This window comes from Streptomyces himastatinicus ATCC 53653 (assembly GCF_000158915.1).
Taxonomy (GTDB): domain Bacteria; phylum Actinomycetota; class Actinomycetes; order Streptomycetales; family Streptomycetaceae; genus Streptomyces; species Streptomyces himastatinicus.
This window is the reverse complement of record NZ_GG657754.1, coordinates 4,922,228-4,947,490: the sequence shown is the minus strand read 5'-3', so window position 1 is coordinate 4,947,490 and position 25,263 is coordinate 4,922,228. Positions and strand designations below refer to the sequence as shown.

Annotated in this window: 22 protein-coding genes and 4 tRNA genes; 10 read left to right on the top strand and 16 right to left on the bottom strand. The window is 70.4% G+C overall.

Features of this window, described 5'->3' with window-relative positions:
• From SSOG_RS20695 to SSOG_RS20680, 4 genes are all read right to left on the bottom strand, one after another.
• The coding region (locus tag SSOG_RS20695; RefSeq protein ID WP_039938201.1) for an MFS transporter at nt 1–654 on the bottom strand (654 nt) is incomplete at its 3' end.
• A gap of 339 nt (nt 655–993) precedes the next feature.
• Nucleotides 994–1,614, bottom strand: coding sequence for a LysE family translocator (locus SSOG_RS20690; RefSeq protein ID WP_009716196.1), 621 nt, complete (start codon nt 1,612–1,614; stop codon nt 994–996).
• Between the two features lie 8 nt (nt 1,615–1,622).
• Nucleotides 1,623–2,393: a DUF817 domain-containing protein gene (locus SSOG_RS20685; protein ID WP_039938199.1), complete on the bottom strand. Its 771-nt coding sequence runs from the start codon at nt 2,391–2,393 to the stop codon at nt 1,623–1,625.
• A gap of 45 nt (nt 2,394–2,438) precedes the next feature.
• On the bottom strand, nt 2,439–2,960 hold the full coding sequence (locus SSOG_RS20680; RefSeq protein ID WP_009716194.1) for a GNAT family N-acetyltransferase: 522 nt from the start codon (nt 2,958–2,960) through the stop codon (nt 2,439–2,441).
• 179 nt (nt 2,961–3,139) lie between these two features.
• Here SSOG_RS20680 and SSOG_RS20675 point away from each other — a divergent pair, with 179 nt between their 5' ends.
• The 4 genes from SSOG_RS20675 to SSOG_RS20660 all read left to right on the top strand — a co-directional run bounded on the left by SSOG_RS20675 (nt 3,140) and on the right by SSOG_RS20660 (nt 6,574).
• Nucleotides 3,140–3,508, top strand: a complete 369-nt coding sequence (locus tag SSOG_RS20675; RefSeq protein ID WP_009716193.1) for a hypothetical protein — start codon at nt 3,140–3,142, stop codon at nt 3,506–3,508.
• 274 nt (nt 3,509–3,782) lie between these two features.
• Nucleotides 3,783–4,244, top strand: a complete 462-nt coding sequence (locus tag SSOG_RS20670; RefSeq protein ID WP_039938198.1) for a hypothetical protein — start codon at nt 3,783–3,785, stop codon at nt 4,242–4,244.
• Nucleotides 4,245–4,586: 342 nt separating this feature from the next.
• Nucleotides 4,587–5,804 carry a helix-turn-helix domain-containing protein gene (locus SSOG_RS20665; protein ID WP_009716192.1) on the top strand — a complete coding sequence of 406 codons (1,218 nt, stop codon included), beginning with the start codon at nt 4,587–4,589 and terminating at the stop codon, nt 5,802–5,804.
• Between the two features lie 170 nt (nt 5,805–5,974).
• Nucleotides 5,975–6,574: a hypothetical protein gene (locus tag SSOG_RS20660; RefSeq protein WP_009716191.1), complete on the top strand. Its 600-nt coding sequence runs from the start codon at nt 5,975–5,977 to the stop codon at nt 6,572–6,574.
• 64 nt (nt 6,575–6,638) lie between these two features.
• On the opposite strand, the gene SSOG_RS20655 is transcribed toward SSOG_RS20660, so the two are convergent.
• From SSOG_RS20655 to SSOG_RS20620, 8 genes are all read right to left on the bottom strand, one after another.
• A tRNA-Phe gene (locus SSOG_RS20655) sits at nt 6,639–6,712 on the bottom strand.
• A 4-nt stretch (nt 6,713–6,716) separates the two neighbouring features.
• Nucleotides 6,717–6,791: transfer RNA gene (locus SSOG_RS20650), tRNA-Asp, on the bottom strand.
• Between the two features lie 137 nt (nt 6,792–6,928).
• Nucleotides 6,929–8,068, bottom strand: a complete 1,140-nt coding sequence (locus SSOG_RS20645) for a hypothetical protein (protein ID WP_039938196.1) — start codon at nt 8,066–8,068, stop codon at nt 6,929–6,931.
• Nucleotides 8,062–9,294, bottom strand: a complete 1,233-nt coding sequence (locus SSOG_RS20640; protein ID WP_039938195.1) for a glucarate dehydratase family protein — start codon at nt 9,292–9,294, stop codon at nt 8,062–8,064. Before SSOG_RS20640 ends, SSOG_RS20645 begins: the two co-directional genes overlap by 7 nt.
• 8 nt (nt 9,295–9,302) lie before the next feature.
• A complete protein-coding gene (locus SSOG_RS20635; protein WP_039938194.1) occupies nt 9,303–10,202 on the bottom strand; it encodes a 5-dehydro-4-deoxyglucarate dehydratase in 900 nt (299 codons plus the stop codon).
• Nucleotides 10,203–10,362: 160 nt separating this feature from the next.
• Nucleotides 10,363–11,277 carry a carbohydrate ABC transporter permease gene (locus SSOG_RS20630; RefSeq protein ID WP_009716187.1) on the bottom strand — a complete coding sequence of 305 codons (915 nt, stop codon included), beginning with the start codon at nt 11,275–11,277 and terminating at the stop codon, nt 10,363–10,365.
• Nucleotides 11,274–12,284 (bottom strand): carbohydrate ABC transporter permease, encoded by a 1,011-nt coding sequence (locus SSOG_RS20625; protein ID WP_342634313.1) that lies wholly within the window; start codon nt 12,282–12,284, stop codon nt 11,274–11,276. The genes SSOG_RS20630 and SSOG_RS20625 overlap by 4 nt, the downstream gene beginning before the upstream one ends.
• Nucleotides 12,281–13,612, bottom strand: a complete 1,332-nt coding sequence (locus tag SSOG_RS20620) for an ABC transporter substrate-binding protein (protein WP_039941432.1) — start codon at nt 13,610–13,612, stop codon at nt 12,281–12,283. Before SSOG_RS20620 ends, SSOG_RS20625 begins: the two co-directional genes overlap by 4 nt.
• Before the next feature lie 255 nt (nt 13,613–13,867).
• On the opposite strand from SSOG_RS20620, the gene SSOG_RS20615 reads away from it, so the two are divergent.
• A complete protein-coding gene (locus SSOG_RS20615; protein ID WP_009716184.1) occupies nt 13,868–16,867 on the top strand; it encodes a glycoside hydrolase family 2 TIM barrel-domain containing protein in 3,000 nt (999 codons plus the stop codon).
• A gap of 69 nt (nt 16,868–16,936) precedes the next feature.
• On the opposite strand, the gene SSOG_RS20610 is transcribed toward SSOG_RS20615, so the two are convergent.
• Nucleotides 16,937–17,009, bottom strand: a tRNA-Glu gene (locus SSOG_RS20610).
• 81 nt (nt 17,010–17,090) lie between these two features.
• Nucleotides 17,091–18,560 (bottom strand): metallophosphoesterase family protein, encoded by a 1,470-nt coding sequence (locus tag SSOG_RS20605; protein ID WP_039941430.1) that lies wholly within the window; start codon nt 18,558–18,560, stop codon nt 17,091–17,093.
• An 84-nt stretch (nt 18,561–18,644) separates the two neighbouring features.
• Between SSOG_RS20605 and SSOG_RS20600 the strand changes: the two genes are divergently transcribed.
• From SSOG_RS20600 to SSOG_RS20580, 5 genes are all read left to right on the top strand, one after another.
• Nucleotides 18,645–18,995 (top strand): metallopeptidase family protein, encoded by a 351-nt coding sequence (locus tag SSOG_RS20600; RefSeq protein ID WP_184503447.1) that lies wholly within the window; start codon nt 18,645–18,647, stop codon nt 18,993–18,995.
• Between the two features lie 117 nt (nt 18,996–19,112).
• Nucleotides 19,113–19,670 (top strand): hypothetical protein, encoded by a 558-nt coding sequence (locus SSOG_RS20595; RefSeq protein ID WP_009716181.1) that lies wholly within the window; start codon nt 19,113–19,115, stop codon nt 19,668–19,670.
• Nucleotides 19,671–19,930: 260 nt separating this feature from the next.
• Nucleotides 19,931–22,168: a DEAD/DEAH box helicase gene (locus tag SSOG_RS20590; protein ID WP_039938191.1), complete on the top strand. Its 2,238-nt coding sequence runs from the start codon at nt 19,931–19,933 to the stop codon at nt 22,166–22,168.
• A 131-nt stretch (nt 22,169–22,299) separates the two neighbouring features.
• Nucleotides 22,300–22,372 (top strand) — tRNA-Lys (locus SSOG_RS20585).
• Nucleotides 22,373–22,861: 489 nt separating this feature from the next.
• Nucleotides 22,862–23,650 (top strand): right-handed parallel beta-helix repeat-containing protein, encoded by a 789-nt coding sequence (locus SSOG_RS20580; protein ID WP_167542498.1) that lies wholly within the window; start codon nt 22,862–22,864, stop codon nt 23,648–23,650.
• Between the two features lie 86 nt (nt 23,651–23,736).
• Here SSOG_RS20580 and SSOG_RS20575 read toward each other — a convergent pair whose 3' ends face one another.
• Nucleotides 23,737–24,264 carry a hypothetical protein gene (locus SSOG_RS20575; RefSeq protein WP_009716178.1) on the bottom strand — a complete coding sequence of 176 codons (528 nt, stop codon included), beginning with the start codon at nt 24,262–24,264 and terminating at the stop codon, nt 23,737–23,739.
• A 298-nt stretch (nt 24,265–24,562) separates the two neighbouring features.
• Nucleotides 24,563–25,057 (bottom strand): hypothetical protein, encoded by a 495-nt coding sequence (locus SSOG_RS20570; protein WP_009716177.1) that lies wholly within the window; start codon nt 25,055–25,057, stop codon nt 24,563–24,565.
• Nucleotides 25,058–25,263: the final 206 nt, after the last annotated feature.

The following is a 25,263-nucleotide window of genomic DNA, read 5'->3' as shown; positions in this document are numbered from 1 at the left end:
CTGTTGGAACGCGGGGGTCTCCATGATCCGCAGCCGGATCAGCAGCCCGGCGGCGGTGAGCAGGATGCCGACCATGAACGGAATCCGCCAGCCCCAGGCGAGGAACGACTCGTTGCTGGTCACCCCCTGGGCCAGCGCGAAGACGGAGGCCGAGAGGACGAACCCGAGGCCGATACCGCTCTGGCTCCAGGCCGAGTAGAAGCCGCGGCGGTGGCTCGGCGCGTGTTCGCTGACGATCAGCACGCCCCCGCCCCATTCGCCGCCGACCGCGATGCCCTGCACGACCCGCAAGACCACCAGCAGCACCGGTGCCCACACCCCGATGGTGCTGTAGGTGGGCAGCAGGCCGATCAGGAACGTCGCGACGCCCATGATCACCAGGGTGATGACCAGCATCGACTTACGGCCGAGCCGGTCACCGAAGTGCCCGAAGACGATCCCGCCGAGCGGCCGGGCGAGGAAGCCGACCGCGTTGGTGCCGAAGGCGGCGATCGTTCCCACGAGCGGGTCGAAGGTGGGGAAGAACAAGGTGTTGAACACGAGCGCGGCGGCCGTGCCGTAAAGGAAGAAGTCGTACCACTCCAATGCACTGCCGAACAGGCTTGCGATCGCTGCCTTGCGTACTTCGCGCGGGGCGCCCTTTTCATCTGCCATGCCGACTCTCCAATGTTGCGGCTCGGCTTTGGGCGGTGATTGTTCGCCGCGGCTTCCCCGGCGGGAACGAAGGCGTTCCGCTGACTGGGATGGCTCAGGTCCGCGTCGTGGCGACCTTGTCGCTGCGCTGCGGCGGGAACCTCACTCCCTGCGCGCCCAGGAGTAGAGGAACCAGGGCCACAGGAACCAGCCGACGACCCCTGCCACCAGCACGATGAGCGCGATCTTCCATCCCCGTGACATTCCACTTCTCCCTCTGACGGCCCGCGGCTTCCGATTCTGTGCCAGCGGCTCCGTTTGAAACAGGAGTTCCCCCCGGTAACTCCGGGCGCGTGCCCGTCAGTGCCGCGTCGCGGCCACCTTGACCCCGAACCCGATCAGGACGACACCGGTCACCCGGTCCAAGGTGCGCTGCACGGCGGGCCGTTCGAAGAAGCCGCGGGCCTTGGCCAGCAGCATCACGTAGCCGGCGAGATAGACGGCGGTGATCGACGCATGCAGCAGCACCAGGATCGCCATCCCCAGGTGGGGAGAGAGCCCGGCCGGGGCGAGGGTCGGCAGCAGCCCCGTATAGAAGACGGCGATCTTGGGATTGAAGACATTGCTGACCAGCCCCGTACGCCAGGGGTGTCCCGCCGGAGCGACCGCGCCCGCCGTCGAGGCATCGGCACGGCCCCGCCGACTCCGCAACAACGACTGAACCCCGAGCACGATCAGATACGCGGCCCCAGCCAGCTTCACCACCGTGTACGCCACGGCGGACGCGGCCAGCACGGCCGCCAGCCCGACCAGCGTGAGCACACCCCACACCAGCAGCCCGGTGGTGATCCCGGCGGCCGTCCGCAAGCCGTCCCGCCAGCCGCACGAGACGGCTCGCTTCGTCACCACGGCCATGTCCGGCCCGGGAACCACGGTCAGGACGGCGAGCACACCGGCGGCGGCGAGAAACTGTACGAACATGTGTCGCATCATCGCACTGCTCTGGGCCGCTGTACGGCGGCCACCAGCACCACAGTGACGCTGACCAGCAGCGCCCAGGCCCCGAACTTCTCCACCGCGACCGGCTGCCAGCCGTGCATCTGATTCGGGTAGCGCCAGGCCCCCACGTACGTGGCGATGTTTTCGGCCAGCCACAGGAAGAAGCCGATCAGCGCGAACGACAGCGCCAGCGGCATGCGGTAGCGCACGCTCCCCACCGTGAACCGCACCGATGTACCGGCGGTGACCGCCACGAGCAGCACGGCGAGGACCCAGCGGACATCGGGCAGCCAGTGGTGGCTGAAGAAGTTCACATAGACGCCCGCGGCCACCACCGCCGTGGGCCACGGCCGGTAACGCACCAGCTCCAGGTCGTGCAGCCGCCACGCACGGCACACATAACTCCCCAGCGCCGCGTACAGAAACCCGCCGTACAGCGGCACCCCGGCGAACTTGAACACCGCGGGCTCCGGATAGCTCCACGACCCGAGCGAGACCTTCACCAGCTCGAAGGCCAGCCCGATCACATGGCACACCGCGATGATCGCCACATCCCGCCCGGTCTCCCAGCCACACCACCGGAACACCACCGTGAGCAGCAGCCCGTAGACCAGCAGCAGGTCATACCGAGCCACCGGCAACCGCGGCACCACCGCGGACGCCGCGACCCCGGAGAGCAGCGCCACGGCGAACGCGCAGCTGCGCGTCTGCAACCGGGCGAAGCGCAGCAACTGCTGAACAAGCGAATGAGCACCGACCACGCCCCCAGGGACGCCCGGCAGCCACCACCAGGTTGCCCTTTTCCGTCAGCCGACGCGCAGCCTCATCCGTACGTAGTCGACGTCCCGCGGCCCGGGCCGCCGATCACCGTCCTCCCGCCAGCCGCGCCTGGCGTAGAACCCCCGCGCCCGCGGATTGCCCTCCCACGCCTCCAGAACCCCGCCGGTGAACCCGCCCGCCACCAGCCGCCCGGCAAACGCCTCATGCAAGGCTCCGCCCACCCCACGCCCCCAGAAGTCGGGATGGACATGAATCTGGAACAGCTGCCGATATACCGACGCGTCGACGTCCGCGTCCTTCGGCGCCCCCATCGCCAAGACGCCCACCATCCCCCCGCCCCGAACCTCGACGCACAGGGCAGTCAGCCCGGCCGAGGCGATCGCCCGGCCCCAAGCGGCCTCGCGCTCCGTACAGACCCCCGCATCGTCGGACACCTCTTCAACCGCTCCCCCCGCCAGGTAATAGGCGGAGCGAGCCCTGGTGTGAATGTCCGCCATGGCTTCCGCCTCCCCGACGGAGGCCACGCGAACCCGGATGCCATCGTCCATGAACCGTACGACGCCGGACCGGGGGCGACCCGGTTCCACCCCAAAGCACCCGTACGCCCTCTCACGCTTCCCCCGTACGTAGGATTTGCATACTTTTACGCCTTATTCCCCTCTATGCCTGGTCACGCTTCTCACGGTGCCGGTCCCGTCCAGGGACCCGTGACGAAAGGAAGACCCGCATGCGTGGAAGGCTCGTCATCGCTGCCGGAGCATTGGCCATGGCCCTGACGCCAGGCGCCGCCTGGGCGGCGGACGGCAGCGGCGACCAGGAGTCCGTTTCCCAGGGAGACCCCCGCCCCGGCGAGGGGGTGCCCGGCTACGAGCTGGTCACCCTGCCCAACGAGAACGTCCCCAACTTCCAGCGGCGCACGGTCTACTGCCCCCACGGCAAGAAGGCCCTCGGCGGCGGCGCCGAGGCCCGCGGCGACACCGCGATCCTCCTCGGCAGCTTCCCCACCGACGACGGAACCGGCTGGATCGGCCTGGGCCGCCAGACCGCCACCGACAACGTGGGCATCAGCGTCTTCGCCATCTGCGCCGACGTCTGACCGCCCCGTAGCACCTATAGATGCAAAAGGCCCCGACGGTGTACCCGTCAGGGCCTTTTTCGCTGTTCTGCCTCCGGGCAACTCCGCTCGCCGATGGTGCATATGTCAAGGCGATACCTGCCAGTTACTCACACGAGCGAGCGAAGTTCGCGTCATGTCTTCGGCTTCACCCCGCCGATCCGGGTTGGCCGGTTCTTACGTAAACGTGAATTTACGGCCATTAAGATGATCACTCTCCTTCGCGGCTGCTGCTGCCAGAGCTAGCTTGACCGGTATGACCACCTCAAACGCCGCAGCCCCCCAGCAGAGCGGCTCCTGGGTCCAGACTGGTCCACTCTCCTTCAGCCACAGCCTCTCCGGCGCCGACGGCGCCTGGGAGCAGATTTCCGAGGTCCCGACGCTCACCATTCCCTACGCGGGGGTATGGGAGATCGCCTACCACGCCCACGGAAACTTCTCTCTGCCCTCGAACGGCGCGGTATTGCTGATCCGCACAGCGCTGTACAACAACAGTGTCATCATTCCTGGCAGTGAAGCAGTGTCCGGCATTCGATCGTCCGAGTATTTCGGCTTCCAGTCCACCGCCGGGCAGACGCTCCTGCACACCTTCGCCGCTCAAGACGAAGTGGCACTCTACGCGCACCGCGAAGGGCCCGCCGCCGCCGTCGCTGGCATCAGCAGCGGTGGCGACGGACGCACCGGAGTCATGGCCCACTGGGTGAGTCCAGGCTTCTGAGCACCGGTGCACGCGGGTGAGTTGGGCAGCCTGGTGCCCTGCCTCAGGGATCGCTGCGGATGACAGCCCTCTTCTTACTGGTAGGGCGCCGCCCGGACCCGCAGCCGGGAACGGCGCCCCCTCCATCCCGGTGGCGACCGATCCCCCGCCGGAGGCATCGTTCTGACCGTGGCCGCTGCCATGCGCCTGCGAGCCGAGGTCGTCTCCGCCGACGCGGTTGGCACTGCACCCTCTCCTGCGCACATCTCGATCCCGGCAGGGTGCTCTTTCGTGTGCGGCACCGCTCGAGCCCGCCCGCCAGGCGTACCGTGACTGAAAGACCGTCTGGTGGGGGTGCGCACCATGAGTGACAAGACCATTGGCGACCGCCTCGGCGAACTCCGTCGGTATCGCGATGTCACGCAAGAAGGGCTGGCGGAGCGGTCCGGGGTGCACGTCGACACCATCCGGAAGCTGGAGCAGAACATCCGGCAGTCGGCGCGCCTGTCCACGCTCCGGGCCTTGGCGAGGGCGCTCGACACTGAGCTGGACCGGCTCCTGGGGCAGCCCACCGTGACCACGGAACTTCCCGACGACGGTGGCCTGATCGCCCTTCGCGACGCGATCCAGGACATCAGCGCGCTGCCCGGTGTCCCCGCTGACGGCCTCGATGAGGATCCGCCCTCCGCGGAGGCGTGGATGGACCAGGTCCGCGCGGCCACGACGCTCTACTGGAAGGGCGGATACAGCAAGCTCGCCGGCTCGTTGCCGTTCGTCCTTCGCGATGGGCGCGTGGTTGCCCGGGAGGCGACCGGTTCGCTCGTGGAACAGGTCTGGAAGCAGCTTGCGCTCGCCTATCAGCTCGCGGCCGGCCTGGCCGCGCAAGCTGGGCACCCCGACTGGGCGTTCGAGGCGGTGGCCAAGCAACTGGACGCGGCGCAGCGGGCGTCCGATCCGCTCATGGAGGGCATGGGCGTGTCCACGCTGTCGTGGGTGCTGTTGCGGCAGGGCCGGTGGGAAGAGGCGCAGTCGGTCGCCGAGCGGAAGGCGGACGCCCTGGAACCGCCGATGCGGGGCGGCACGAGCGCGCAGTACGCGGTGTACGGGAATCTGCTCGTGGCCGCGGCCACGCCCGCCGCGCGGCGGGATCGTAAGGACGACGCCGATCAGTTCCTCAACTTTGCTGAGGCTGCGGCTGTACGGTCCGGCTCGGTGCGCGTGTACGGGACGGCGTTCTCCCCGGTCGACGTGAAGACGCAGATCGTGAACATTGCCCTTGCTGGAAACGAACCGGATCCGGCGAAGGCGCTGGAGGCGTCGGGCGAGGTGCGTCACGAGTTGATCAAGCGGCCGGTGCATCTGGCGGCTCATCGGCTGGACGTGGCCCAAGCGCAGTATCAGACCGGCGACGACGAGGGAGCGCTGGAGACGCTGCTTGAGGTCGAGGCCGATCAGCCCGAGTGGATCCGGTATCAGGCTCTCGCGCGGGCCACTGTGCTGGAGATGCGCGAGGAGGAGAGGCGGCGCAACACCCGGCTCCGCGGATTGGCCGCCCGCCTAGGAGTTGAGCCCGCGCTCTGACTGGGACGCGGCGTCCTAGCCACTCCACACTGCCCCAGCTTCTGGTGCACTGCGCCACTGGGCTGTGATCGCGCACACACCTAGCGTGATCCGCACGATGGCGCCGTCGGCCCTATGCCCGCAAGGGCACGGGTCGGCGCCGCTCCGCGCAGACCGCAGGAGAGATCGACGTGACGACCAGATCCTTGTCGTGGACCCCGCCGAACGATGCCGACGTGGAGGCGTTACCGGTGGGCCGCTGGTGGGATGCCGTGCGCGCGACCGCCGACATCGGAAACCGCGCCCTAGAGGTGCTCGGCGAGGCGTCCGGTGCCGTCATTCAGGACGACGGATACGGCACCGTGTACTGGCTGATCGAGACCGGAAGCGCCAGGAGCTGGCATCTGCGCCAGGTCCGCGTCCTCACCGCGCTGGCCGACGAAACCACCCTGCTGGGCGTGCCTCCCGTGCACTGGACCACCGGTCACCGCACCTACTGGCGGGTTCCTCTCGCCCATGATCGGTGCCTGACCGACGCCCTACGGCTGCATAAGGCCTTGGCGCAGGCGGTCACCGACATCCTGGGCCCTGCCGCGGGTGGGCGACAGCTCTGCTACCGCTGCCAGTTGCCGACCGACGAGCCGATCCCGGTGGCGATGGGCCACGGGGGCAGCGTCGGCGGGGCGACGATCTTTGCCTGCCCTGCGCATGTGTCCAGCTTCGCGGAACAGCGCGATCCATGGGCCGGAATTGCCGCCACGAACCAGTCCCACAAGCAGGGGTCGGCCTGATGTAGGCGTCACCGGCAACGAAGAAGCCCCCGGCGAGTGGTCTCGTCGGGGGCTTTCTCGGCGGTGGCTGGGGCCGGGGTCGAACCGGCGACCTTCCGCTTTTCAGGCGGACGCTCGTACCAACTGAGCTACCCAGCCGCAGCGGTCCTGACGGGATTTGAACCCGCGGCCTCCACCTTGACAGGGTGGCGAGCACTCCAAACTGCTCCACAGGACCTTGCGTGTGTGCGAGCACGAGTCTCGCACAAGGCGGCGTGCGGGCCTAACGGGTTTCCGTCGGGGGGTCGCACTACCTGCGATCTTCTTGGCGGAAGTTTTGGCTTTCCGCCGCGTCGATGTCGCTGGATCAGCGTATCAGACCTCAGGCCGTGTCCTGACCGCGTCGAGAGCCGTGCGGAGGGCGGTCAGGCGGGCCGGGGAGGCGAGGCCCGCGTGGTAGAGGTGCAGCTCGTCCGCGCCGGCCGCCAGGCAGGCCGACCACTCGGCGGCCAGGACTGAAGGGTCCGCCGGGCGGGGCGGGAGGGCCGGGACGTAGGCGGCGAGGCGGGTGGTCGGGGCGGCCAGGGGGCGGAGGGCGGTGAGGTTGGCGGCGCCCTGGTCGGCGCTGGTCCAGGCGGAGGCGACCAGGGTGTCCACGGGCGGTGGGGCGGCGGCGTCGGCGATCGTCGCGAAGGGGCCCGTGGCCCAGGGGTCCGCGCTCGCGTGCAGGGTGATGAGGCCGGAGGCGGCCGCCAGCACCTCTCGGCGCAGGTCAGCGGTCAGGGTGGTGCGGATCGTACGAACCGCAGACATCAGGGCGGGGGGTAGTGGGGTGGCCCCGTCCACGTCCTGTCTTACCTGGTGGCGGAGGCTCGACGGGTCCAGGCCCGCCGCCTCGTAGCGCGCCACGCAGGCACCGCAGAAGCACCACGACAGGAGCCGGTCCGCGGAGGCGTCCCAGTCCGCGCCGTCCGTCTTCTCGTGGTGGCCGCCGTGCCCCAGCCCGAGGGGGCCGCACGCCTCCAGGACCAGGCCGTCCGGCGCGCCCAGCGCCAGGACCTCCCGCACCAGCGTGGTGCAGTACGCCCTGACCTCGGCGGACGCGGGGCACAGGGCGTACGGGTACGGGTCGCCGAAGGCGTTGCGTACGGCGAGGTCGGGGTGGGCGCGGCCGAGGCGGGTGTTGTGGGTGAGGACCGTCCAGGCGTGGACCGGAAGGCCCACGGCGCGCAGGGCGTCGCGGGCCGCCAGGAAGGAGTCGGGGCGGGGCATCCAGCCAGGGGTGCCCGGGGTCAGCCGGGACCCGGACCATGCCGCGTCCCGCACCGGCAGGTACAGCGCGGCGTGGTGCGCGTCGACCACCCGGTGCTCGGGGTGGAACGGGGTAGCGGCCCGTACGGAGTGGTACGCGGCGGCCAGGGCCACCGCGTCCACCCCGAGGGCCGCGATCCGCTCGGCGGCGGCCGGGTCGCCGACCACGTCCCAGGGGTACAGATACGCGATCGCCGTCACCACCGGGGAAGGCCCGCCTTGAAGTCCGGGTTCACCCGCCGCATGTACCCCGTGTCGTCGCGCTTGCGCAGCCCGCAGGTCAGGTAGTTCTCGTGCAGCCGGGCGAGGACGTCCTCGTCCAGTTCGACGCCGAGGCCCGGGCCGGTGGGGACCGGGATCGTGCCGTCCACGAAGGTCAGCGCGCCCGGGCGCACCACGTCGTCCTGGGCGCTCCACGGGTAGTGGGTGTCGCAGGCGTACCTCAGGTTGGGGGTCGCGGCGGCGAGGTGGGTCATGGCGGCGAGGCTGATGCCCAGGTGGGAGTTGGAGTGCATGGACATGCCGAGGCCGAAGGTGTCGCAGAGGGTGCCCAGGTGGCGGGTGCGGGTGAGCCCGCCCCAGTAGTGGTGGTCGCCGAGGACGACCTGCACCGCGCCCTGCGCGACGGCCGGGGGGATGTGGTCGAAGGCGACCACGCACATGTTGGTGGCCAGCGGGAGCGGCGACTCGGCGGCGACCCGCGCCATGCCGGGGATGCCGCCGGTCGGGTCCTCCAGGTATTCGAGGACGCCGTCCAGGGCCCGGGCGACTTCGAGGGAGGTCTCGTGCGTCCAGGCGGTGTTCGGGTCGAGCCGCAGCGGGTGGTCGGGGAACGCCTCGCGGAGGGCGTGGATGGCGGCGATCTCCTGGTCGGGCGGGAAGACGCCGCCCTTGAGCTTGATCGAGCCGAAGCCATAGAGGTCGATCATGCGGCGGGCCTGCGCCACGACGCCCTCGGGGTCGAGCGCCGCGCCCCACTCGTCGGGTTCGGCGTCCGGGTGCCCGGCCCACTTGTAGAAGAGGTACGCGCTGTACGGGACGGAGTCCCGGACCGCACCGCCGAGCAGATCGCTCACCGGGCGGTCCGCCAGCTTGCCCTGGACGTCGAGGCAGGCGACCTCGACGGCGGCGTGCACCCGGCCGAGGTCGAAGGAGGAGATCCCGCCGCCCGCGTGGTCGAAGAGGGTCGCGGCCTTCTCGTACAGCTCGCCCAGCGCGTACACGCTCAGGCCGGTCAGATGGGGACGCAGCGCCGCGAGCCGTTCCAGGTGGAGGGTGTCGCCGAACGTCTCGCCGAGACCTGTCACCCCGTCCTCCGTCACCAGCTGCACGATGCTGCGCAGCGCCCATGGCTCGTGGACGCCGTCCGCGTTGAGCAGGGGCGGGTCGCGGAAGGCGATCGGGGTGATCACCAGGTCCTTGATGCGCATACGTGTGGTCACACCTGTCCCAGTCCGGAGTCGATGATCTTTTGAAGTTCGGCGAGGTGGTCGTCGCTCGGGTCCACCAGCGGCGGTCGTACCCCGCCGACGTCCAGCCCACGCAGCCGCACCGCCGCCTTGATCAGCGAGATGGCGTAGCCGGGGACCGTGTCCCGCAGGGCGACCAGGGGCTGGAAGAACTCGGCCAGCAGCCGTTCCGCCGTCGCGGTGTCGCCGGAGCCGACCGCCCGGTGGAAGGCGAGGGAGACCTCGGGGGCGAAGCAGAACACCGCGGAGGAGTAGAGGTCCACGCCGACGGCCCGGTAGGCGGGCACGGTCATCTCGGCGGTGGGCATGCCGTTGAAGAACTGGAAGTCCTCGCCGACCGTGGAGCGCACGGTGAGCACGATGCGCTGCATCAGGTCGAGGTCGCCGGTGCCGTCCTTGAAGCCGGTCACGCCGGGGAGGGCGGCGATGCGGGCGGCGGTCTCCGGGGTGAAGACGGCGTTGCCGCGCTGGTAGACGATCAGGGGCAGCCGGGTGGCGGCGGTGACCTGTTCGACGTAGCGGACCAGGCCCTCGGGCGGGAAGGTGACCAGGTACGGGGGGAGGAGCAGCAGCCCGTCCGCACCGGCCCGCTCGGCGGCGCGCGCGAACCGGTCGGCCAGCGCGACCGGCCCGCCCGCGCCCGCGTAGACGGGGACGCGGCCGCCGGTGACCTCGACGGCGATGCGGACGACGCGTTCGTACTCGCCGGGCTCCAGGCTGTGGAACTCACCGGTGCCGCAGGCGACGAACACCCCGCCAGGACCGGCGGCGACGCCCTGCTCGATGTGGGTGGCGAGGGTCTTCTCGTCGACGGTGCCGTCCGCGGCGAAGGGCGTGACGGGGAAGAAGAGCACTCCGGTGAGTCTCATGCGGGACCTCAGCAGTGGGGGTGGCGGAAGACGGATAGCGGATTGCGGATGACGGCTGACGGATGGCAGATGACGGCTGACGGATAGCGGATGACGGCTGACAAATAGCGATAACTGTCAGCGCGTTGACGGATTCCGTCAGTCAGCAGCCGTCAGCCCTTCAGCCCTTCAGCGCTCCGGCCGTCATGCCGCGGATCAGCGACCGCTGGAGCAGCAGATAGACGATCAGGCTCGGGATGAGCGCGAGCAGCGAACCGGCCAGCACCAGCCCCGGCCCGATCGTGTCGCTGCGCATCGTGGAGAGGGCGACGGACAGGGTGTAGTCCGACGGGTCGTTGGCGACGATCAGCGGCAGCAGGTACTGGTCCCAGATCATGATGAAGCCGAAGACGGTGATCACGCCGAGCGCCGGGCGGCACAGCGGCAGCACGACCTGGGCGAAGATGCGCCACTCCCCGGCGCCGTCGATCTTGGCGGCCTCTTCCAGCTCCGTGGGCAGCTCCTTCATGAACTCGGTCATCACGAAGATCGAGAACCCCCAGGCGCCGAGCGGCAGGATCATGCCGAGCAGGGTGCCCTTGAGACTCAGATGGACGACCGGAAGGTCGCCGAGGACGAGCGAGAGCGGGATCGCGATGACTTCCTCGGGCAGCATCATCGTCGTCAGGAAGAGCAGCGACAGGATGGCCCGCCCCCGGAACCGCTTACGGGCCAGGGCGTACGCGGCGAAGACGCTGACGCTGACCTGGAGCAGCAGCGCGCCGCCCGCGACGATCAGCGAGTTGGCGAGGTAGTGCCAGACGTCCCGTTCGCCCGCGACCTTGAAGTTCTCCAGGGTCGGGGAATTGGGGATCACGGACAGCTTCGTCGGGTCGGGGTTGTTGTCGAACGCGCCGGAGAACAGCACGATCAGCGGTCCGGCGAAGACGGCGAGCGCGAGCAGGCACAGCAGGGCCCGGAGGGCCATGCTCAGCAGGTGGCTGCGGCCGGTGCGCCAGCCGAGCGCGGTCTCGACGCTCTGCGAGACGCCGACGCCGGGACGACGACGCCGCGGGGACGAAAGGGAGAGGGTCACGGCCGGGCCTCCTTCCGTCGCTGGTACCACTGCATCGCGACCGTCAGGCACACCGTGACCAGGAACAGCAGCGTGGCGGCGGCGGAGGCGACGCCGATCTCGTTGCGGGTGAATCCGAGCTGGTAGATCCGGGTCATCCAGACGTCGGTGGATCCGGCGGGTCCGCCTCCGGTGAGGACGTAGACCTCGGTGAAGGTGCGGAAGCCGCGGATGGCGGCGAGGGTGAGCAGGATCGTGACGACGGGGCGCAGCGCGGGCAGGGTGATGTGGCGCAGCCGCTGCCAGGTGTTCGCGCCGTCGAGCGCGGCCGCCTCGTACAGCCCGCGGTCGACCTGGGTGAGCCCGGCGAGGACGATCACCATGTTGTAGGGGCCGCCGGTCCAGATGGCGACCGCCATGACGGACCACAGGGCGGAGCTGGTGTGGTCGAGGTAGTGCAGCGGGCCGATGCCGAGGAAGCCGAGGACGGTGTTGAGGAACCCGGCGCTGGTCGGGTAATAGAGCAGCCGCCAGATCTCGCCGACGACGGCCGTGGCGGTGACGACCGGCAGGAAGACGGCGGAGCGCATGAACCACAGGGAGCGCGCCGGGCCTTCGAGGAGCAGCGCCAGGAAGAAGCCGACGATGACGGAGCCGATGGTTCCGCCGACCGCCAGCACCACGGTGTGGCCCAGCGCGGCCTGGAACTGCGGATCGCCGAAGACCGACCGGTAGTTGGCGAGGCCCACCCACAGGTTGCCGAGGAACGGCCGCACGTCGTAGAAGCTCAGCTCGACGCCCTTGGCCATGGGCAGGTACTTGAAGACGACGAAGAGGAGCAGGGCGGGGGCCACGAACAGCCACGGGACCCACGACGAGGCGGTGAAGCGGCGGCCGCCGCGCGGGCGCCGCTTCACCACCCCGGCGGGCGGGGCGGCGGCCCGGCGTCGCCCGCCGGGCCGCGGCTCGGTGGCCGCCGTTGTGGAGACGGCCGTCGAGATCCCCGAGTGGCCCAGGGGCTGGGTCACTTGGCCACTCCCTGGGACTTCAGCTCCTGCTGAAGGGTGGAGTTCAGCTCGCCCAGTCCGCTCTTGACGCTGGAGCCGCAGTTGGCGAAGAGCTTGTTCAGCGACTCGGCGGTGTCCTGGCGGATGGGCTGGTAGTTGATCGCGGACGGGAAGGGCTTGGAGTCGTTCGCGTACGCGTCCGAGAAGATCTTCCACCGCGGGTCGTTGTAGACCTTGCCGGTGTCCACCTTGGTGTTGACCGACAGCCGCACGACGGGGGCGTCGGGGGCGGTCATGCCGAGCTTCTGCGCCTCGGGGCTGATCATGAACTCGGCGAGCTTGCGCTGCTGCTCGGACTTCTTCGAGCCCGCCATCAGATAGACGTTCTCGCCCTCGGCCAGCACGGTGTTGCCGTCCGGGCCCTTGGGTGCGGGGATGACCTCGAGCTTGTCCTTGCCGGGGGTCTTGTCGAACAGCGGGAACTCATAGGGGCCGGTGAGGGAGATGCCGACCTTGCCCTGGGTGAAGAAGGGGTACGAGTCGCCGGTGGTCATCGTGAGCGAGCCGGGCTGGGTGACCTTGCTGGAGCAGTACAGGCCCTTGAGCCAGGTGACCGTCTTGACGTTCGCGGGGGAGTCGGCGACCGCCTCGTACTTGCCGCCGCCGCGCGAGGCGACGATGTCGCCGCCGCCCTGCCAGATGAAGTTGGAGGCGAACCAGGCCAGGTAGCCGTTGTTGGTGGAGCCGGGGACGAGGAGGCCGTACGTGTCGTTCTTGCCGTTGCCGTCCGGGTCCTTGTCGGTGAACGCCTTGGCGACGTCCAGCAGCTCGGCCCAGGTCTTCGGGGCCTTCATCCCGACCTTCTTCAGCCAGTCCTTGCGGACGAACATCCCCTGGGCCTGGCGGGAGAACGGAATGCCGTAGATCTTGCCGTCGGTGCCGACCGCGCCGGACCAGGCGGTGCCGGTGATGTCGGAGGTGCCCTTGATCGCCTTCTTGTCGACGGGCTGGAGCAGCCCCTGGGACTGGTAGTTCCCCAGGCTTCCCATGTCGTTGACGGTGACGTCGGGCAGGTTCTTGGAGGCCGCGCGCTGCTGGAGGAGCTTGTCGAAGTCGACGACGGGCTTGTAATCGACCTTGATGCCGGTTTTCTTGGTGAAGGCGGCGAATATCCTCTTGTAGGCCTTCGCGTCCACGGTGTCGCTGCGGGTCCACACCTCCAGCGGGCCCTTGGCGTCGCCACCGCCGTTGCCGCTGGTGCTCGCGCCGCATCCGGCGACGAGGGAACCGGCGAGTGCCGCGCATGCCAGAGGTGCCAGTCGTCTCGTTGTGGCTGAGTGTCTGAACATGGCCACCGCCCGTTCGCATAGATGAACACTGGTTATGTTTACGAACCAGATGGCGGGACGTTAGAGCGGTCCGGGGTGGCTGTCAATACTTGTTTCGCTCTGTGCCGTGTTGTTTGCTAAGCCGGAACCATCACCTCCATATCCCTGTCTGAACAGGGCATCTCTCCGTCCGTCGGGCGGCTTCCCGACAATGATCAACACGCGCCCGGGCACTCCACCGGGCGTGCGGCCCCTCTCGCCGTCTTAAGCGACAGCCTGCTCCGGAGGTCAGTCATCGGACCCCGCCGACGCTCAAATCCCGCCAAGATCACGTACTACGAGGACCTCTCGCCCGGCACCGGAGCGCTCGCCCCCCGCGCCGCCTTCCGCTCCGACGCGCGGACCCTCTCCCTCAATGGCGACTGGGACTTCCGGCTCTTCCCCACCGCGGCCCACGCGGAGGCGGCAGAGCAGGCGGAAGGGGACGGCTGGGAGAAGCTCCCCGTCCCCTCCCACTGGGCCCTGCACGGCCACGGCGCCCCGCAGTACACCAACATCCGCTACCCCTTCCCGGTCGATCCGCCCCGCGTCCCCACCGAGAACCCCACCGGCGACCACCGCCTCGTCTTCGACCTCCCCGACGACTGGCCCGGGCCGGACGAGGGGGCCGGCGGCCGCACCCTGCTGCGCTTCGACGGCGTGGAGTCCTGCTACCGGGTCCGCCTCAACGGCCGGGAGCTGGGCACGGCCAAGGGCAGCCGGCTGCCGCACGAGTTCGACACCGGCCCCCATCTGCTGCGCCGCGGCAATGTGCTGTCCGTACGCGTGCACCAGTGGTCCTCCGGCAGCTACGTCGAGGACCAGGACATGTGGTGGCTGGCCGGGATCTTCCGCGGGGTGACGCTCCTCCACCGGCCCGAGGGCGCCGTCCGGGATGTCTTCGTGCACGCCGGGTACGACCACCGCACCGGCCACGGCACCCTGCGCGTTGACGCCGATCCGGGAGGCCGCGTCACCGTCCCCGAGCTGGGCCTGACCCTCGCCACGGGCGAGACCGTGACCGTCCCCGGCGTCCAGCCCTGGTCCGCCGAGGTGCCCCGGCTGTACGAGGCGCAGCTCGCGATCGACGGCGAGCGCGTCCCGCTGCGCCTGGGCTTCCGTACCGTCGCCGTCGAGGACGGGGTGATCACGGTCAACGGGCGGCCGCTGCTGCTGCGCGGCGTCAACCGCCACGAGTTCCACCCCGACCACGGCCGCGCCGTCCCATACGCCACGATGCGCGAGGACGTGCTGCTGATGAAGCGGCACAACATCAACGCCGTCCGCACCAGCCACTACCCGCCGGACCCCGCCTTCCTCGACCTGTGCGACGAGTTCGGGCTGTGGGTGATCGACGAGGCCGATCTGGAGACCCACGGCTTCACGTACGACGACTGGCGCGGCAACCCCGCCGACGACCCGGCCTGGGAGGAGGCCCTGATCGACCGGGCCGCCCGGATGGTCGAGCGGGACAAGAACCACCCGAGCGTGATCATGTGGTCGCTGGGCAACGAGTCCGGCACCGGCCGCAATCTGGCCGCCATGTCCCGCTGGATCCGGGACCGCGACCCCCACCGGCTGATCCACTACGAGGGCGACCGGTCCTGCGAGCACACCGACGTCTACAGCCGGATGTACGCCTCGCACGAGGAGGTCGAGGCGATCGGCCGCCGCGCCGAGAAGCCGCTGGACGATCCCCGGCTGGACGCCCGCCGCCGCGCCCTGCCGTTCATCCAGTGCGAGTACGCGCACGCGATGGGCAACGGACCGGGCGGCCTCACCGAGTACCAGCGGCTGTTCGAGACGTACGAGCGGCTCCAGGGCGGCTTCGTCTGGGAGTGGATCGACCACGGGCTGCGGGCCCGGGACGCCGCCGGGCGGCCGTACTTCGCGTACGGCGGCGACTTCGGCGAGCCGCTGCACGACGGCAACTTCTGCGCGGACGGCCTGCTCTTCCCCGACCGGACGCCGTCCCCGGGGCTGCTGGAGTTCAAGAAGGTCGTCGAGCCGGTCGGGATCTGCGTGGACGCGGCCGCCCGCACTGTCCGCGTCACCAACAAGTACGACGTGATCGACCTGGCGGGGCTCGCCTTCGGCTGGTCACGCGAGGTGGAGGGGCGCCGGGTGGCCGAGGGTGCGCTCGAGGTGCCGCCGCTCGGTCCCGGGGAGTCCGCCGAGGTGGCGCTGCCGGAGGCCGAGCGCGTCCGGGAGGCCGGGTCCGTCGCGCAGGACGACGCGGACGGCGAGGAGTGGTGGACCGTACGGGCCGTCCTGGCGGACGGCACCGCCTGGGCGCCCGCGGGCCACGAGGTGGCGTGGGGCCAGGCGCGCGCCCGGGGGCCCGCCGCCACGCGTACGCCCGGGGCGCGCATCACCCCCGTACGCGCCCCCAGCTCCCCGAGCTTGGACGGCGCCATCACACTCGGTCCGGGCACCTTCGACCCCCTCGACGGCGGCCTCCGCACCCTCCACGGCCTGCCCGTCGCCGTCCCGCCCCGGCTGAACGTCTACCGCGCCACCACCGACAACGACCGGGGCCCGGACGAGGAGACGTCCGTCGCGGCGCAGTGGCACCGCCACGCCGTGGACCGGATGCGGCACCGCTGCGACGGCGTCACCGTGGACGGCGAGTCGCTGGTGGTCACGGCGCGGGTGGCGCCGCCCGGGGGCTTCTTCGGCCTCTCCGTCGTCTACCGCTGGACCGGCGAACAGACCGGCGACGCCACCCGGCTCGACCTCTCCGTCGACATCACCCCGGACGGCGAATGGCCCTGCCCGCTGCCGCGGCTCGGGGTGGCCATGGGCATCCTGGCGCCGCTGGACTGGATCGAGTGGTACGGCGGCGGCCCCGGCGAGTCGTACCCCGACACACGGCGCGCGGCGCGCATCGGCCGCTGGGCGACGACCGTGGACGGGTTCCAGACGCCGTACGTCTTCCCGCAGGAGAACGGCAGCCGCGGCGATGTCCGCTGGGCCGAACTGCGCGGCCCGGACGGCGGCGGGCTGCGCATCGAGGGCCGCCCCGCCTTCGCGCTCACCGCGCGCCGCTGGACCACCGGGCAGCTGGAGGCCGCCCGGCACCCGGCCGACCTGGTTCCGGGCGAGGTGCTCCACCTCGACCTGGACGTGGCCCACCACGGCATCGGCACCGCGTCCTGCGGCCCGGGCGTCCTCGCCCCGTACGAGCTGCGGGCCACCCGGACGCGGTTCGGCGTCGGCTTCACCCTGCCGAACTGAAGGCAGCGGACAGCACGAAGGCCGCGCCTCGCTCTGCGAGACGCGGCCTTCGCACCAAAACCTTGTGGGTGCCCCCAACGGGATTCGAACCCGTGCTACCGCCTTGAAAGGGCGGCGTCCTGGGCCACTAGACGATGAGGGCCGATGGCCCACCTGGGCGCCTTACGGCGCTTTCGGGGACGCGAGAAGCATATGGGATGCCGGTGAGGTTCGCCAAAACGGTTTACGGAGCGGTCGGCGCCGGGGTCGCGCCGGGCCGGTTCTCGGCCGGGAGGTGACGGCTGACCTCGGCCTTGGCCAGTCCGAGCCCGCCCAGATCGATCTCGTCCCACGCCTGGAGCCGCCGGGTGCCCCGGTCCAGGTAGAGGACCGACGCCTGCACCGTGTCGGGCTCGGCGTCGTCCACCGCGCGCAGCCCGCTGCCGCCCGTCGAGCCCTCCGTCATCAGCCGGGTGCCGCCGGGCAGCACCTCCGTCCGGCGGTGGTGGACATGACCGGTGAGGGCGAGCGGGACCGTGCCGTCGGTCTCCCGGGCGGCGAGGGGATTGTGGGCGACGGCGATGTCCACGGGCGCGCCCTCCGCCTTCCGGGCCCGGATCGCGGCGGCCAGCTCCCGGCCCGCCCGGTGCTCGGCGGCGTCGCCCGCCACGGCGGCGGAGCGGTCCGGGGTGAACTGCGGATCGCCGATGCCCGCGATCCGCAGGCCCTCGACCGTCACCGTCCGGCCGCCGTCGACGACGTGGACGCCCTTGCGGCCGGACAGATGGCGCTGCGTCGTCGCCGAGTCGTGATTGCCGCGTACCCATACATAGGGGGCGCCGAGGTCGGAGACGGGCTCCAGGAAGCCGTTCTCGGCGGCGGTGCCGTGGTCCATCGTGTCGCCTGTGTCGATGATCACGTCGATCTTGTACTGCCGGACCAGCGACTGGACGATGTGCCAGGCGGCCGGGTTGAGGTGGATGTCCGATACGTGCAGGACCCGCATCGTCGTCGGGTCGGGCCGGTAGGCGGGCAGGGTCGAGGTCGCCTCGTACAGCTGCGTGACATTGGTCACCAGCCGGGCCAGCTCCCGCTGGTACACATCGAAGTCGCTGACGATGCTGCGCGCGTTGCCGACCACCGACGGGGCGCTCGACAGCAGCCCCGTATAGCGCGGTTCCAGCACCGAGTCCGGGTTCCAGGTCGCGTACGCGGCGCCGCCCGAGGCGGCCAGCAGCCCCAGCGCGAGGCCGCCCGCGGCCAGCGCCCGGCGCGGGCGGCGGTAGACGGCCAGACCCAGCGCGGTGGCGCCGAAGACGACGGCCGCGCAGGAGCGCACCGCCAGGTCCCGGGTGCCGCGGACGACGTCGCCCGCCACCTCCTCCTGGAGCCCGGACAGCCGCTCGGGGTGGTCGACCAGCGCCGCGGACCGGATGGGGTCCAGCCGGTCCACGTCCACGTCGAGGCGGAGCGGGGCGTGATGGCTGCGGAGTTCGAGGGCGCCGAGCGGCGAGACATTGATCTCGGTGCCGCCGGTGAGGGACGGCCGGAGCGCCATCCGGGTGTCCATCGGGCCCACCGAGGCATGGACGCTCCCCACGACCAGCAGCCCCATCCACGCCCCGATGACGGTCACCGCGGCCAGCCCGGCGGCGCGTAAGAGCGGCCGCGGCCGCTCGGTGGCGGCGGCGAGGGCGAGCGGGTCGCGGGCCATGGGGCCCGTATGCCCGGCCGCACGGGCCACCATTCCCGGGCGCGGACCGCCCCGTTCCGGCTCCGGCTGTCCGACAATGGCCACGTGCTGGAGATGACGCGCGAGGAGTTCGAGGAACTGGTGGCCGAGGCGCTGGACCGGATCCCGCCGGAGCTGACACGGCTGATGGACAACGTCGCGGTGTTCGTGGAGGACGAGCCGCCGTCCCACGACCCCGAACTGCTGGGGCTCTACGAGGGGACGCCGCTCACCGACCGCGGCGAGTGGTACGCGGGCGTCCTGCCCGACCGGATCACGATCTACCGGGGGCCGACGCTGCGCATGAGCGCGACCCGCGAGGACGTGGTCCAGGAGACCGAGGTGACCGTGGTCCACGAGATCGCGCACCACTTCGGCATCGACGACGAGCGGCTGCACGCGCTCGGCTACGGGTGAGGCCAAGGGGGTACGCGCCCGCCTCCGGCGCACGGGTTACGCCGTACGCGTGTCCTAAGGGGGGCGGGGCCAGTTGGGCACTGCGTCACAGCCCTGCGGCCTGGAGGTGTCCCACGCATGTCTGGAACCCCCGCTCCTCGCACCGACCGTTCCTCCCGGACCGACGCGCCCCGCGCCTCGCGCGGCCCCCGCGTCTCGGCGCGGAGTGCCGTGGTGGTGACCCTGGTGGCCGGGGCCCTGGCCCTGGGCGGCTGCATGAGCATCTCCGACGACCCCGGGAAGCCGGACCGGCACCGCGGCGGCTCCGACAAGGGCGGTGGGGCGGCGGAACCCGGCGGCGGCGTGGTGGTGCGTACGGACGGCCAGGGGCGCACGTACACGGTGGCGCCGCGGGACGCCAAGGGGCACAAGCGCAAGGGCGGCGAGCGCCGTTCGCCGTCGGCGTCCGCGAAGGCGGAGCCCGGCGCGGAGCCCTCGCCGTCGGCCGGGAAGCACGGTTCCCCGGCGCACCGCCCGGTGCCCTCCCCGCCGCCGGAGCCGGGCCAGCCCGCGCCCACCGAGGCCGCCCCGGAGCCGCGTCCGACGAGCCCGGCGCCGAGCGCGCCCGACCCCAAGCCCACCTCGTCGGAACCGGCGTCCCCGCCCGCCTCGGCGCCCGCCGAGCCCGCGGGATAGCGCGGGCGAACGCAGCGACGGCCCGGGGTGTGATGTACGGCTCAGGGGGCAGGGATGCTCGGTTGGCGGAGCGAATTTGCTCTTGGGGGGTGAGGGTGCGTATGGTGGTAGATCGTTTGATCCCATTTGCCCGGCGCCTCATCGAAGTGCGCCGTGAGGCGCGTTCCTTGCCATCCCGTGGCTGACCGCATAGAGGCGGTCGTTTGCGACAACACGGAGTTTGGGCGCGTGCCGAGACTCCGGAAGGTTTCGCATTTCGCATGTCCGTTTCCACTGATCACGCCGTCATGCCCGCCACCGACGAGCAGGGCGACCCGGGGGACCAGCCCCAGCCGGTCGAGCAGCTCCAGCAGGCCGAGCGCGCCGAGCCCACCACTGCCCCCGCCGAGCCCGGCGCCGACGTCTCCGCCGATGGAGTGGATGACGCCGAGGACGCCGAGCAGAGCACCCCCGAGACCTCCAAGGGCCCCGAAATCACCTTCGCCGAACTCGGCCTCCCCGAGCAGATCGTCCGCAAGCTCGCGCAGAACGGCGTCACGACGCCCTTCCCGATCCAGGCCGCGACCATCCCCGACGCCATGGCCGGGAAGGACATCCTCGGCCGCGGCCGCACCGGCTCCGGCAAGACCCTCTCGTTCGGTCTTCCGCTGCTGACCTCGCTGGCCGGCGGCCACACCGAGAAGAAGCGCCCCCGGGGTCTCATCCTGACCCCGACCCGCGAGCTGGCGATGCAGGTGAGCGACGCGCTCCAGCCGTACGGCGACGTCCTCGGCCTCAAGCTCAAGGTGGTCTGCGGCGGCACCTCGATGGGCAATCAGATCTACGCGCTGGAGCGGGGCGTGGACATCCTGGTCGCCACCCCGGGCCGGCTGCGCGACATCATCGACCGCGGCGCCGCGACCCTCGACAAGGTCCAGGTCGCCGTCCTCGACGAGGCCGACCAGATGGCCGACATGGGCTTCCTGCCCGAGGTCACCGAGATCCTGGACCTGGTGCCGCAGGGCGGCCAGCGGCTGCTGTTCTCCGCGACGCTGGAGAACGAGATCGACAGCCTGGTCAAGCGCTACCTGGTCGACCCGGTCACCCACGAGGTCGACTCGGCACAGGGCGCGGTCACCACGATGACCCACCACGTGCTCGTGGTGAAGCCCAAGGACAAGGCCCCGGTCACCGCCGCCATCGCGGCGCGCAAGGGCCGCACCATCATCTTCGTCCGCACCCAGCTGGGCTGCGACCGCGTCGCCGAGCAGCTGTGCGACGCGGGCGTGCGCGCCGACGCGCTGCACGGCGGCATGACGCAGGGCGCCCGCACCCGGACCCTGGCCGACTTCAAGGACGGGTACGTCAACGTGCTCGTCGCCACCGACGTCGCCGCCCGCGGCATCCACGTCGACGGCATCGACCTGGTGCTCAACGTGGACCCGGCCGGTGACCACAAGGACTACCTGCACCGCTCCGGCCGTACGGCGCGGGCGGGCCAGAGCGGCACCGTCGTGTCGCTGGCCCTGCCGCACCAGCGGCGGCAGATCTTCCGGCTGATGGAGGACGCGGGCGTCGACGCCTCCCGTCACATCGTCGGCGGTGCGGGCGTCTTCGACGAGGACGTGGCCCGGATCACCGGTGCCCGCTCGCTCACCGAGGTGCAGGCGGAGGCGGCCGCGAACGCCGCCAAGCAGGCCGAGCGCGAGGTGCAGGACCTCACCCGGGAGCTGGAGAAGGTGCAGCGGCGCGCGGGCGAGCTGCGCGAGGAGGCCGACCGGCTGACGGCCCGCGCGGCGCGCGAGCGCGGCGAGACCCCCGCCCAGGTCGACGCGGCCGTTGCCGAGACGGCCGGTGCGACGGCGGACGGGACGTCCGGGACCGCCGAGGGCACCGTTCCGTTCGTACCCGCGCAGCGCTCGACCGAGTCCGCGGCCCCGGCCGGTGAGCGCCGGGACGAGCGCGGCAACTTCGACCGCCGGGACCGCCGGGACAACGACCGTGGCGGCCGTTCGTTCGAGCGCCGTGACGACCGTGGTGGCTTCAACCGCGACCGCCGGGACGACCGTCCGTCGGGTGGCCGGGACCGTCGCGATGACCGTGGTGGCTTCAACCGGGACCGTCGGGACAACGACCGTGGCGGCCGTTCGTTCGAGCGCCGTGACGACCGTGGTGGCTTCAACCGCGACCGCCGGGACGACCGTCCGTCGGGCGGCCGGGACCGCCGCGATGACCGTGGTGGCTTCAACCGGGACCGTCGGGACAACGACCGCGGTGGCCGTTCGTTCGAGCGTCGTGACGACCGTGGTGGCTTCAACCGCGACCGTCGCGACGACCGTCCGTCGGGCGGCCGCTCCTTCGAGCGCCGTGACCACAACCACCGCGGCGGGGACCGCCCCTTCAACCGTGACCGCCGCGACGACCGCCCGGCGCGCCGTGACGACCACCGCGGTGGCAACGCCGGCGGCCGCTCCCACGACCGCCGCGCCGACAAGCCGCGCTGGAAGCGCAACGGCTGACCGAAGCCGTAACCGCGACGGCTGATCGACGCCGTCCGGGGCCGTGCAACCCCCCGCGGTTGCACGGCCTTTCGACCCGGGACGATATTGTCTCGGGGCGGACCCCTGGCAGGGCTATGCTGCGGGGGTGCGGGTCATTAGCTCAATTGGCAGAGCAGTGGACTTTTAATCCATTGGTTCAGGGTTCGAGCCCCTGATGACCCACAGAGGAAACCGCAGGCAGCATCGCTGACCTGCGGTTTCGTCGTTTTCCGGGGGCCTCGCCCGCCGTGTGCGCGGCCGATCGGCGGTCACACGGGCGGCGCCCGAGCGGATGCCGAACGCCTCCTGGCCGCACAGGCTGAGCCTGCTCGCTCCCCCAGGACTCGCTCCCCCAGGAAATTGCGTTAGGAGACCCTCGTGCGACTCGTGACTACCATCCGCGGAACCCTCCCCGTCATGGTGCTGGCGCTCTTGGCGTGGGGCGCTGCCGCGCCGGCGTCGGCCGAGGGAGGGGCGACCAGGGCAGGTGGTGACGACGCGTCCCTGGCCACCGTGCCCTGCGGGGACGCGGCGGCGTTGGTCGCCGCGGTGGGCCAGGTGGCTGCCTCGGGCGGGACCGTCTCCCTCGCCCCCGGATGCGTGTACACCCTGACCTCGGTGGCGGCGACGGGCGCCAACGGCCCCGACGGGCTCCCGATCATCACCGGGGGCGTGACCATCACCGGCACCGGAGCGACCATCGTACGCAGCGCCTCGGCCCCGGACTTCCGCATCGCGGAGGTCGCGTCCGGCGGAAGTCTCACCGTCAGTGGGGTGACCCTCTCGGGCGGCAGGGCGGCGGACGGGGCCGGGATCCTCGACGCGGGCGCCCTGCGCTTGCAGCGGAGCGCGGTCACCACGAGCGTCGCGAGCGGTACCGGCGGTGGCGTCGAGGTCGCCCCGGGCGCCGCGGCCACCTTCTCCCTGAGCCACCTCTCGGGCAACAGCGCCAACGACGGCGGTGGCGTCCACGTCGGTACGGGGGCCTCGCTGACCGCGAACAGCAGCACGTTCTCCGACAACACCGCCGACAGCACTGGCGGCGCCATCGCGAACTGGGGGAATTCCACCCTGAGCGCCGTGACGCTCGAGACCAATCACGCGACCAATTTCGAGGGCGGCGGTATCTGGACGTCCATCGGGAGTATGACCTTCAACGGCGGACGCATCATCGGAAATACGGCGGGCAGTAACGGCGCCGGTATCGCGAACTTCGGCAGCGCACTGCATTTGCAGGCCACCGTGGTGTCCGGAAACATCGCCACCCTCAATGGCGGTGGGCTCTTCAGTCACGCCGGAAACACGCAAATCATCGGTACCAACGTCACCGGCAATACGGCCAATGGCGGCCAGGGCGGTGGCATCTTCTCCGACGGCGGTTCGGTTTCGCTGATGGCGACGAACGTGATCGGCAACAATCCCAACAACTGCGTCCCGGCGCTCGCGGGCTGCTCCGGGTAGAACACGTACCGGACCGACTGAGCGCCGCAGTGCCCCCGGAAGCGATGGCTTCGGGGGCACCGGTGGCTCGACCGGGGGCCGACGTGTCAGTGCTTGCAGTCCTTCTTCGCCTTGGCCTTCGCCTTGGCCTTGGCCTTCGCCTTCGCCTTGTGCGGGTCCTTGGCCTTGTGCTTGGCCTTGTGCGGGTCCTTGGCCTTGTGCTTGGCCTTGTGCGGGTCCTTGTGCTTGGCCTTGTGGTGCTCGACGTGCTTGACCCCGTTGTCGGCGATCGCGATGTTGGTGCATTCGCTGCCGAGGTCGACGTCACCGGTGGGGGCGATATTGGGGCCGCCCGTGGTGGTGATGCCGGTGGTCGTGTCGCAGTCGTTGCTCTGGGACACGGCTCGGCTGTTGGTGAAGTTGACGCACTCGGAGTTGGGCTCGAATGCGCCCTCGGGAGCGAAGTCGAGGCCGCCAGTGGTGGTGAGGCCGAGGTCGGTGTCACAGGAATTGCTCTGGCTGGTGCCGCTGGGCTGCGGGAACAAGCCATGGGCATTCGCGCTACCCGCTCCGCCGACGACGATTGTGCCCGCGGCCGCCGCGGCCATGAGAGCTACCTTCTTGCTGATCTGCATCTTGCTGGTGCCTCCATATCAGGGTCTCCGCGAATGTTCCGCAGACACCCCTTTCAACGAATCCCGGCAGTTCAGGATCCGGGATCATGGAGAGCATCACCCGTTCGCCGCACTAAAGGTATGGTGCGGTCCATAGAATTACATATTCGATGGTGTCGGAGAAAATCGCAGGATGTGCCCTTCCGGTTTAAATCCCCGGACGTGCGAACGCGGCCCCTGGTATATGTACCCCAGGGACCGCGTTCTTGTCAGGAGCTCAGGACTTCTGGCGACTTTCTTGATTTGCGCTCTTTCTGCTCTAACCGTTCTTCGCGCCGTCCCCGCTATTGTTGCTTCCGTCATCGGTGCCGGCCAGGTTGACGCAGTTGGTCTCGTTGGTGACCTCCCCGGGGCCGATGGTGATGGGCCCGAGGACGGAGGTCGTCTTGCAGTCGTTGCTCTGCTTCGTCACGCCACCCGACTTGCTGTAGTTGACGCAGTTGGTCCGGTTGGTGGTCGTGGAGCCCGGAGCCAGGGCGACCGTGACCGGACCGATGACCGAGTGGGTCCGGCAGCGATTGCTCTGTTCCGTCACCCCTGACTCGGCGCTGTTGAGGCAGTTGGTCTCGGTCGTGGTATCGGACGCCGTGAGCTGGACACCGCCGATGACGGAACTCGTATCGCAGCGATTGCGCTGGGCGCCCCCGTCATTGAGTCCGGGGCCAGGGGTGGCGGCGTCGGCACCGCCCGCACCGCCGATGAGCAGCGCACCCATGCTCGCTACAAGAAGCGCCGTCCTCTTACGCATATGCATAAAGAGCCTCCATATGAGTTCTTCGCGATATCAGCGAACGTCTGGTCTACGATGGCGGTGGACTGAGGGACCGAAATCAGCGGCACCTGTACCCGTTCGGCTCACAGAATCGAAAGCTGTTGTCAATCTTTTTACGTGGCAGTGGCCCTGGAAGGGGAGTTTCCAGGGCCGCATTCCCCAGGGGCCACCCCGGTGGTGTTCCGGCT

Coding starts and splice junctions, on each gene's coding strand:
- SSOG_RS20675 (WP_009716193.1), top strand. CDS start 3,140: ATGCGTGGAAGGCTCGTCATCGCTGCCGGAGCATTGGCCATGGCCCTG.
- SSOG_RS20640 (WP_039938195.1), bottom strand. CDS start 9,294: ATGCGCATCAAGGACCTGGTGATCACCCCGATCGCCTTCCGCGACCCG.
- SSOG_RS20665 (WP_009716192.1), top strand. CDS start 4,587: ATGAGTGACAAGACCATTGGCGACCGCCTCGGCGAACTCCGTCGGTAT.
- SSOG_RS20680 (WP_009716194.1), bottom strand. CDS start 2,960: ATGGACGATGGCATCCGGGTTCGCGTGGCCTCCGTCGGGGAGGCGGAA.
- SSOG_RS20620 (WP_039941432.1), bottom strand. CDS start 13,612: ATGTTCAGACACTCAGCCACAACGAGACGACTGGCACCTCTGGCATGC.
- SSOG_RS20570 (WP_009716177.1), bottom strand. CDS start 25,057: ATGCATATGCGTAAGAGGACGGCGCTTCTTGTAGCGAGCATGGGTGCG.
- SSOG_RS20605 (WP_039941430.1), bottom strand. CDS start 18,560: ATGGCCCGCGACCCGCTCGCCCTCGCCGCCGCCACCGAGCGGCCGCGG.
- SSOG_RS20575 (WP_009716178.1), bottom strand. CDS start 24,264: ATGCAGATCAGCAAGAAGGTAGCTCTCATGGCCGCGGCGGCCGCGGGC.
- SSOG_RS20690 (WP_009716196.1), bottom strand. CDS start 1,614: ATGTTCGTACAGTTTCTCGCCGCCGCCGGTGTGCTCGCCGTCCTGACC.
- SSOG_RS20670 (WP_039938198.1), top strand. CDS start 3,783: ATGACCACCTCAAACGCCGCAGCCCCCCAGCAGAGCGGCTCCTGGGTC.
- SSOG_RS20635 (WP_039938194.1), bottom strand. CDS start 10,202: ATGAGACTCACCGGAGTGCTCTTCTTCCCCGTCACGCCCTTCGCCGCG.
- SSOG_RS20590 (WP_039938191.1), top strand. CDS start 19,931: ATGTCCGTTTCCACTGATCACGCCGTCATGCCCGCCACCGACGAGCAG.
- SSOG_RS20595 (WP_009716181.1), top strand. CDS start 19,113: ATGTCTGGAACCCCCGCTCCTCGCACCGACCGTTCCTCCCGGACCGAC.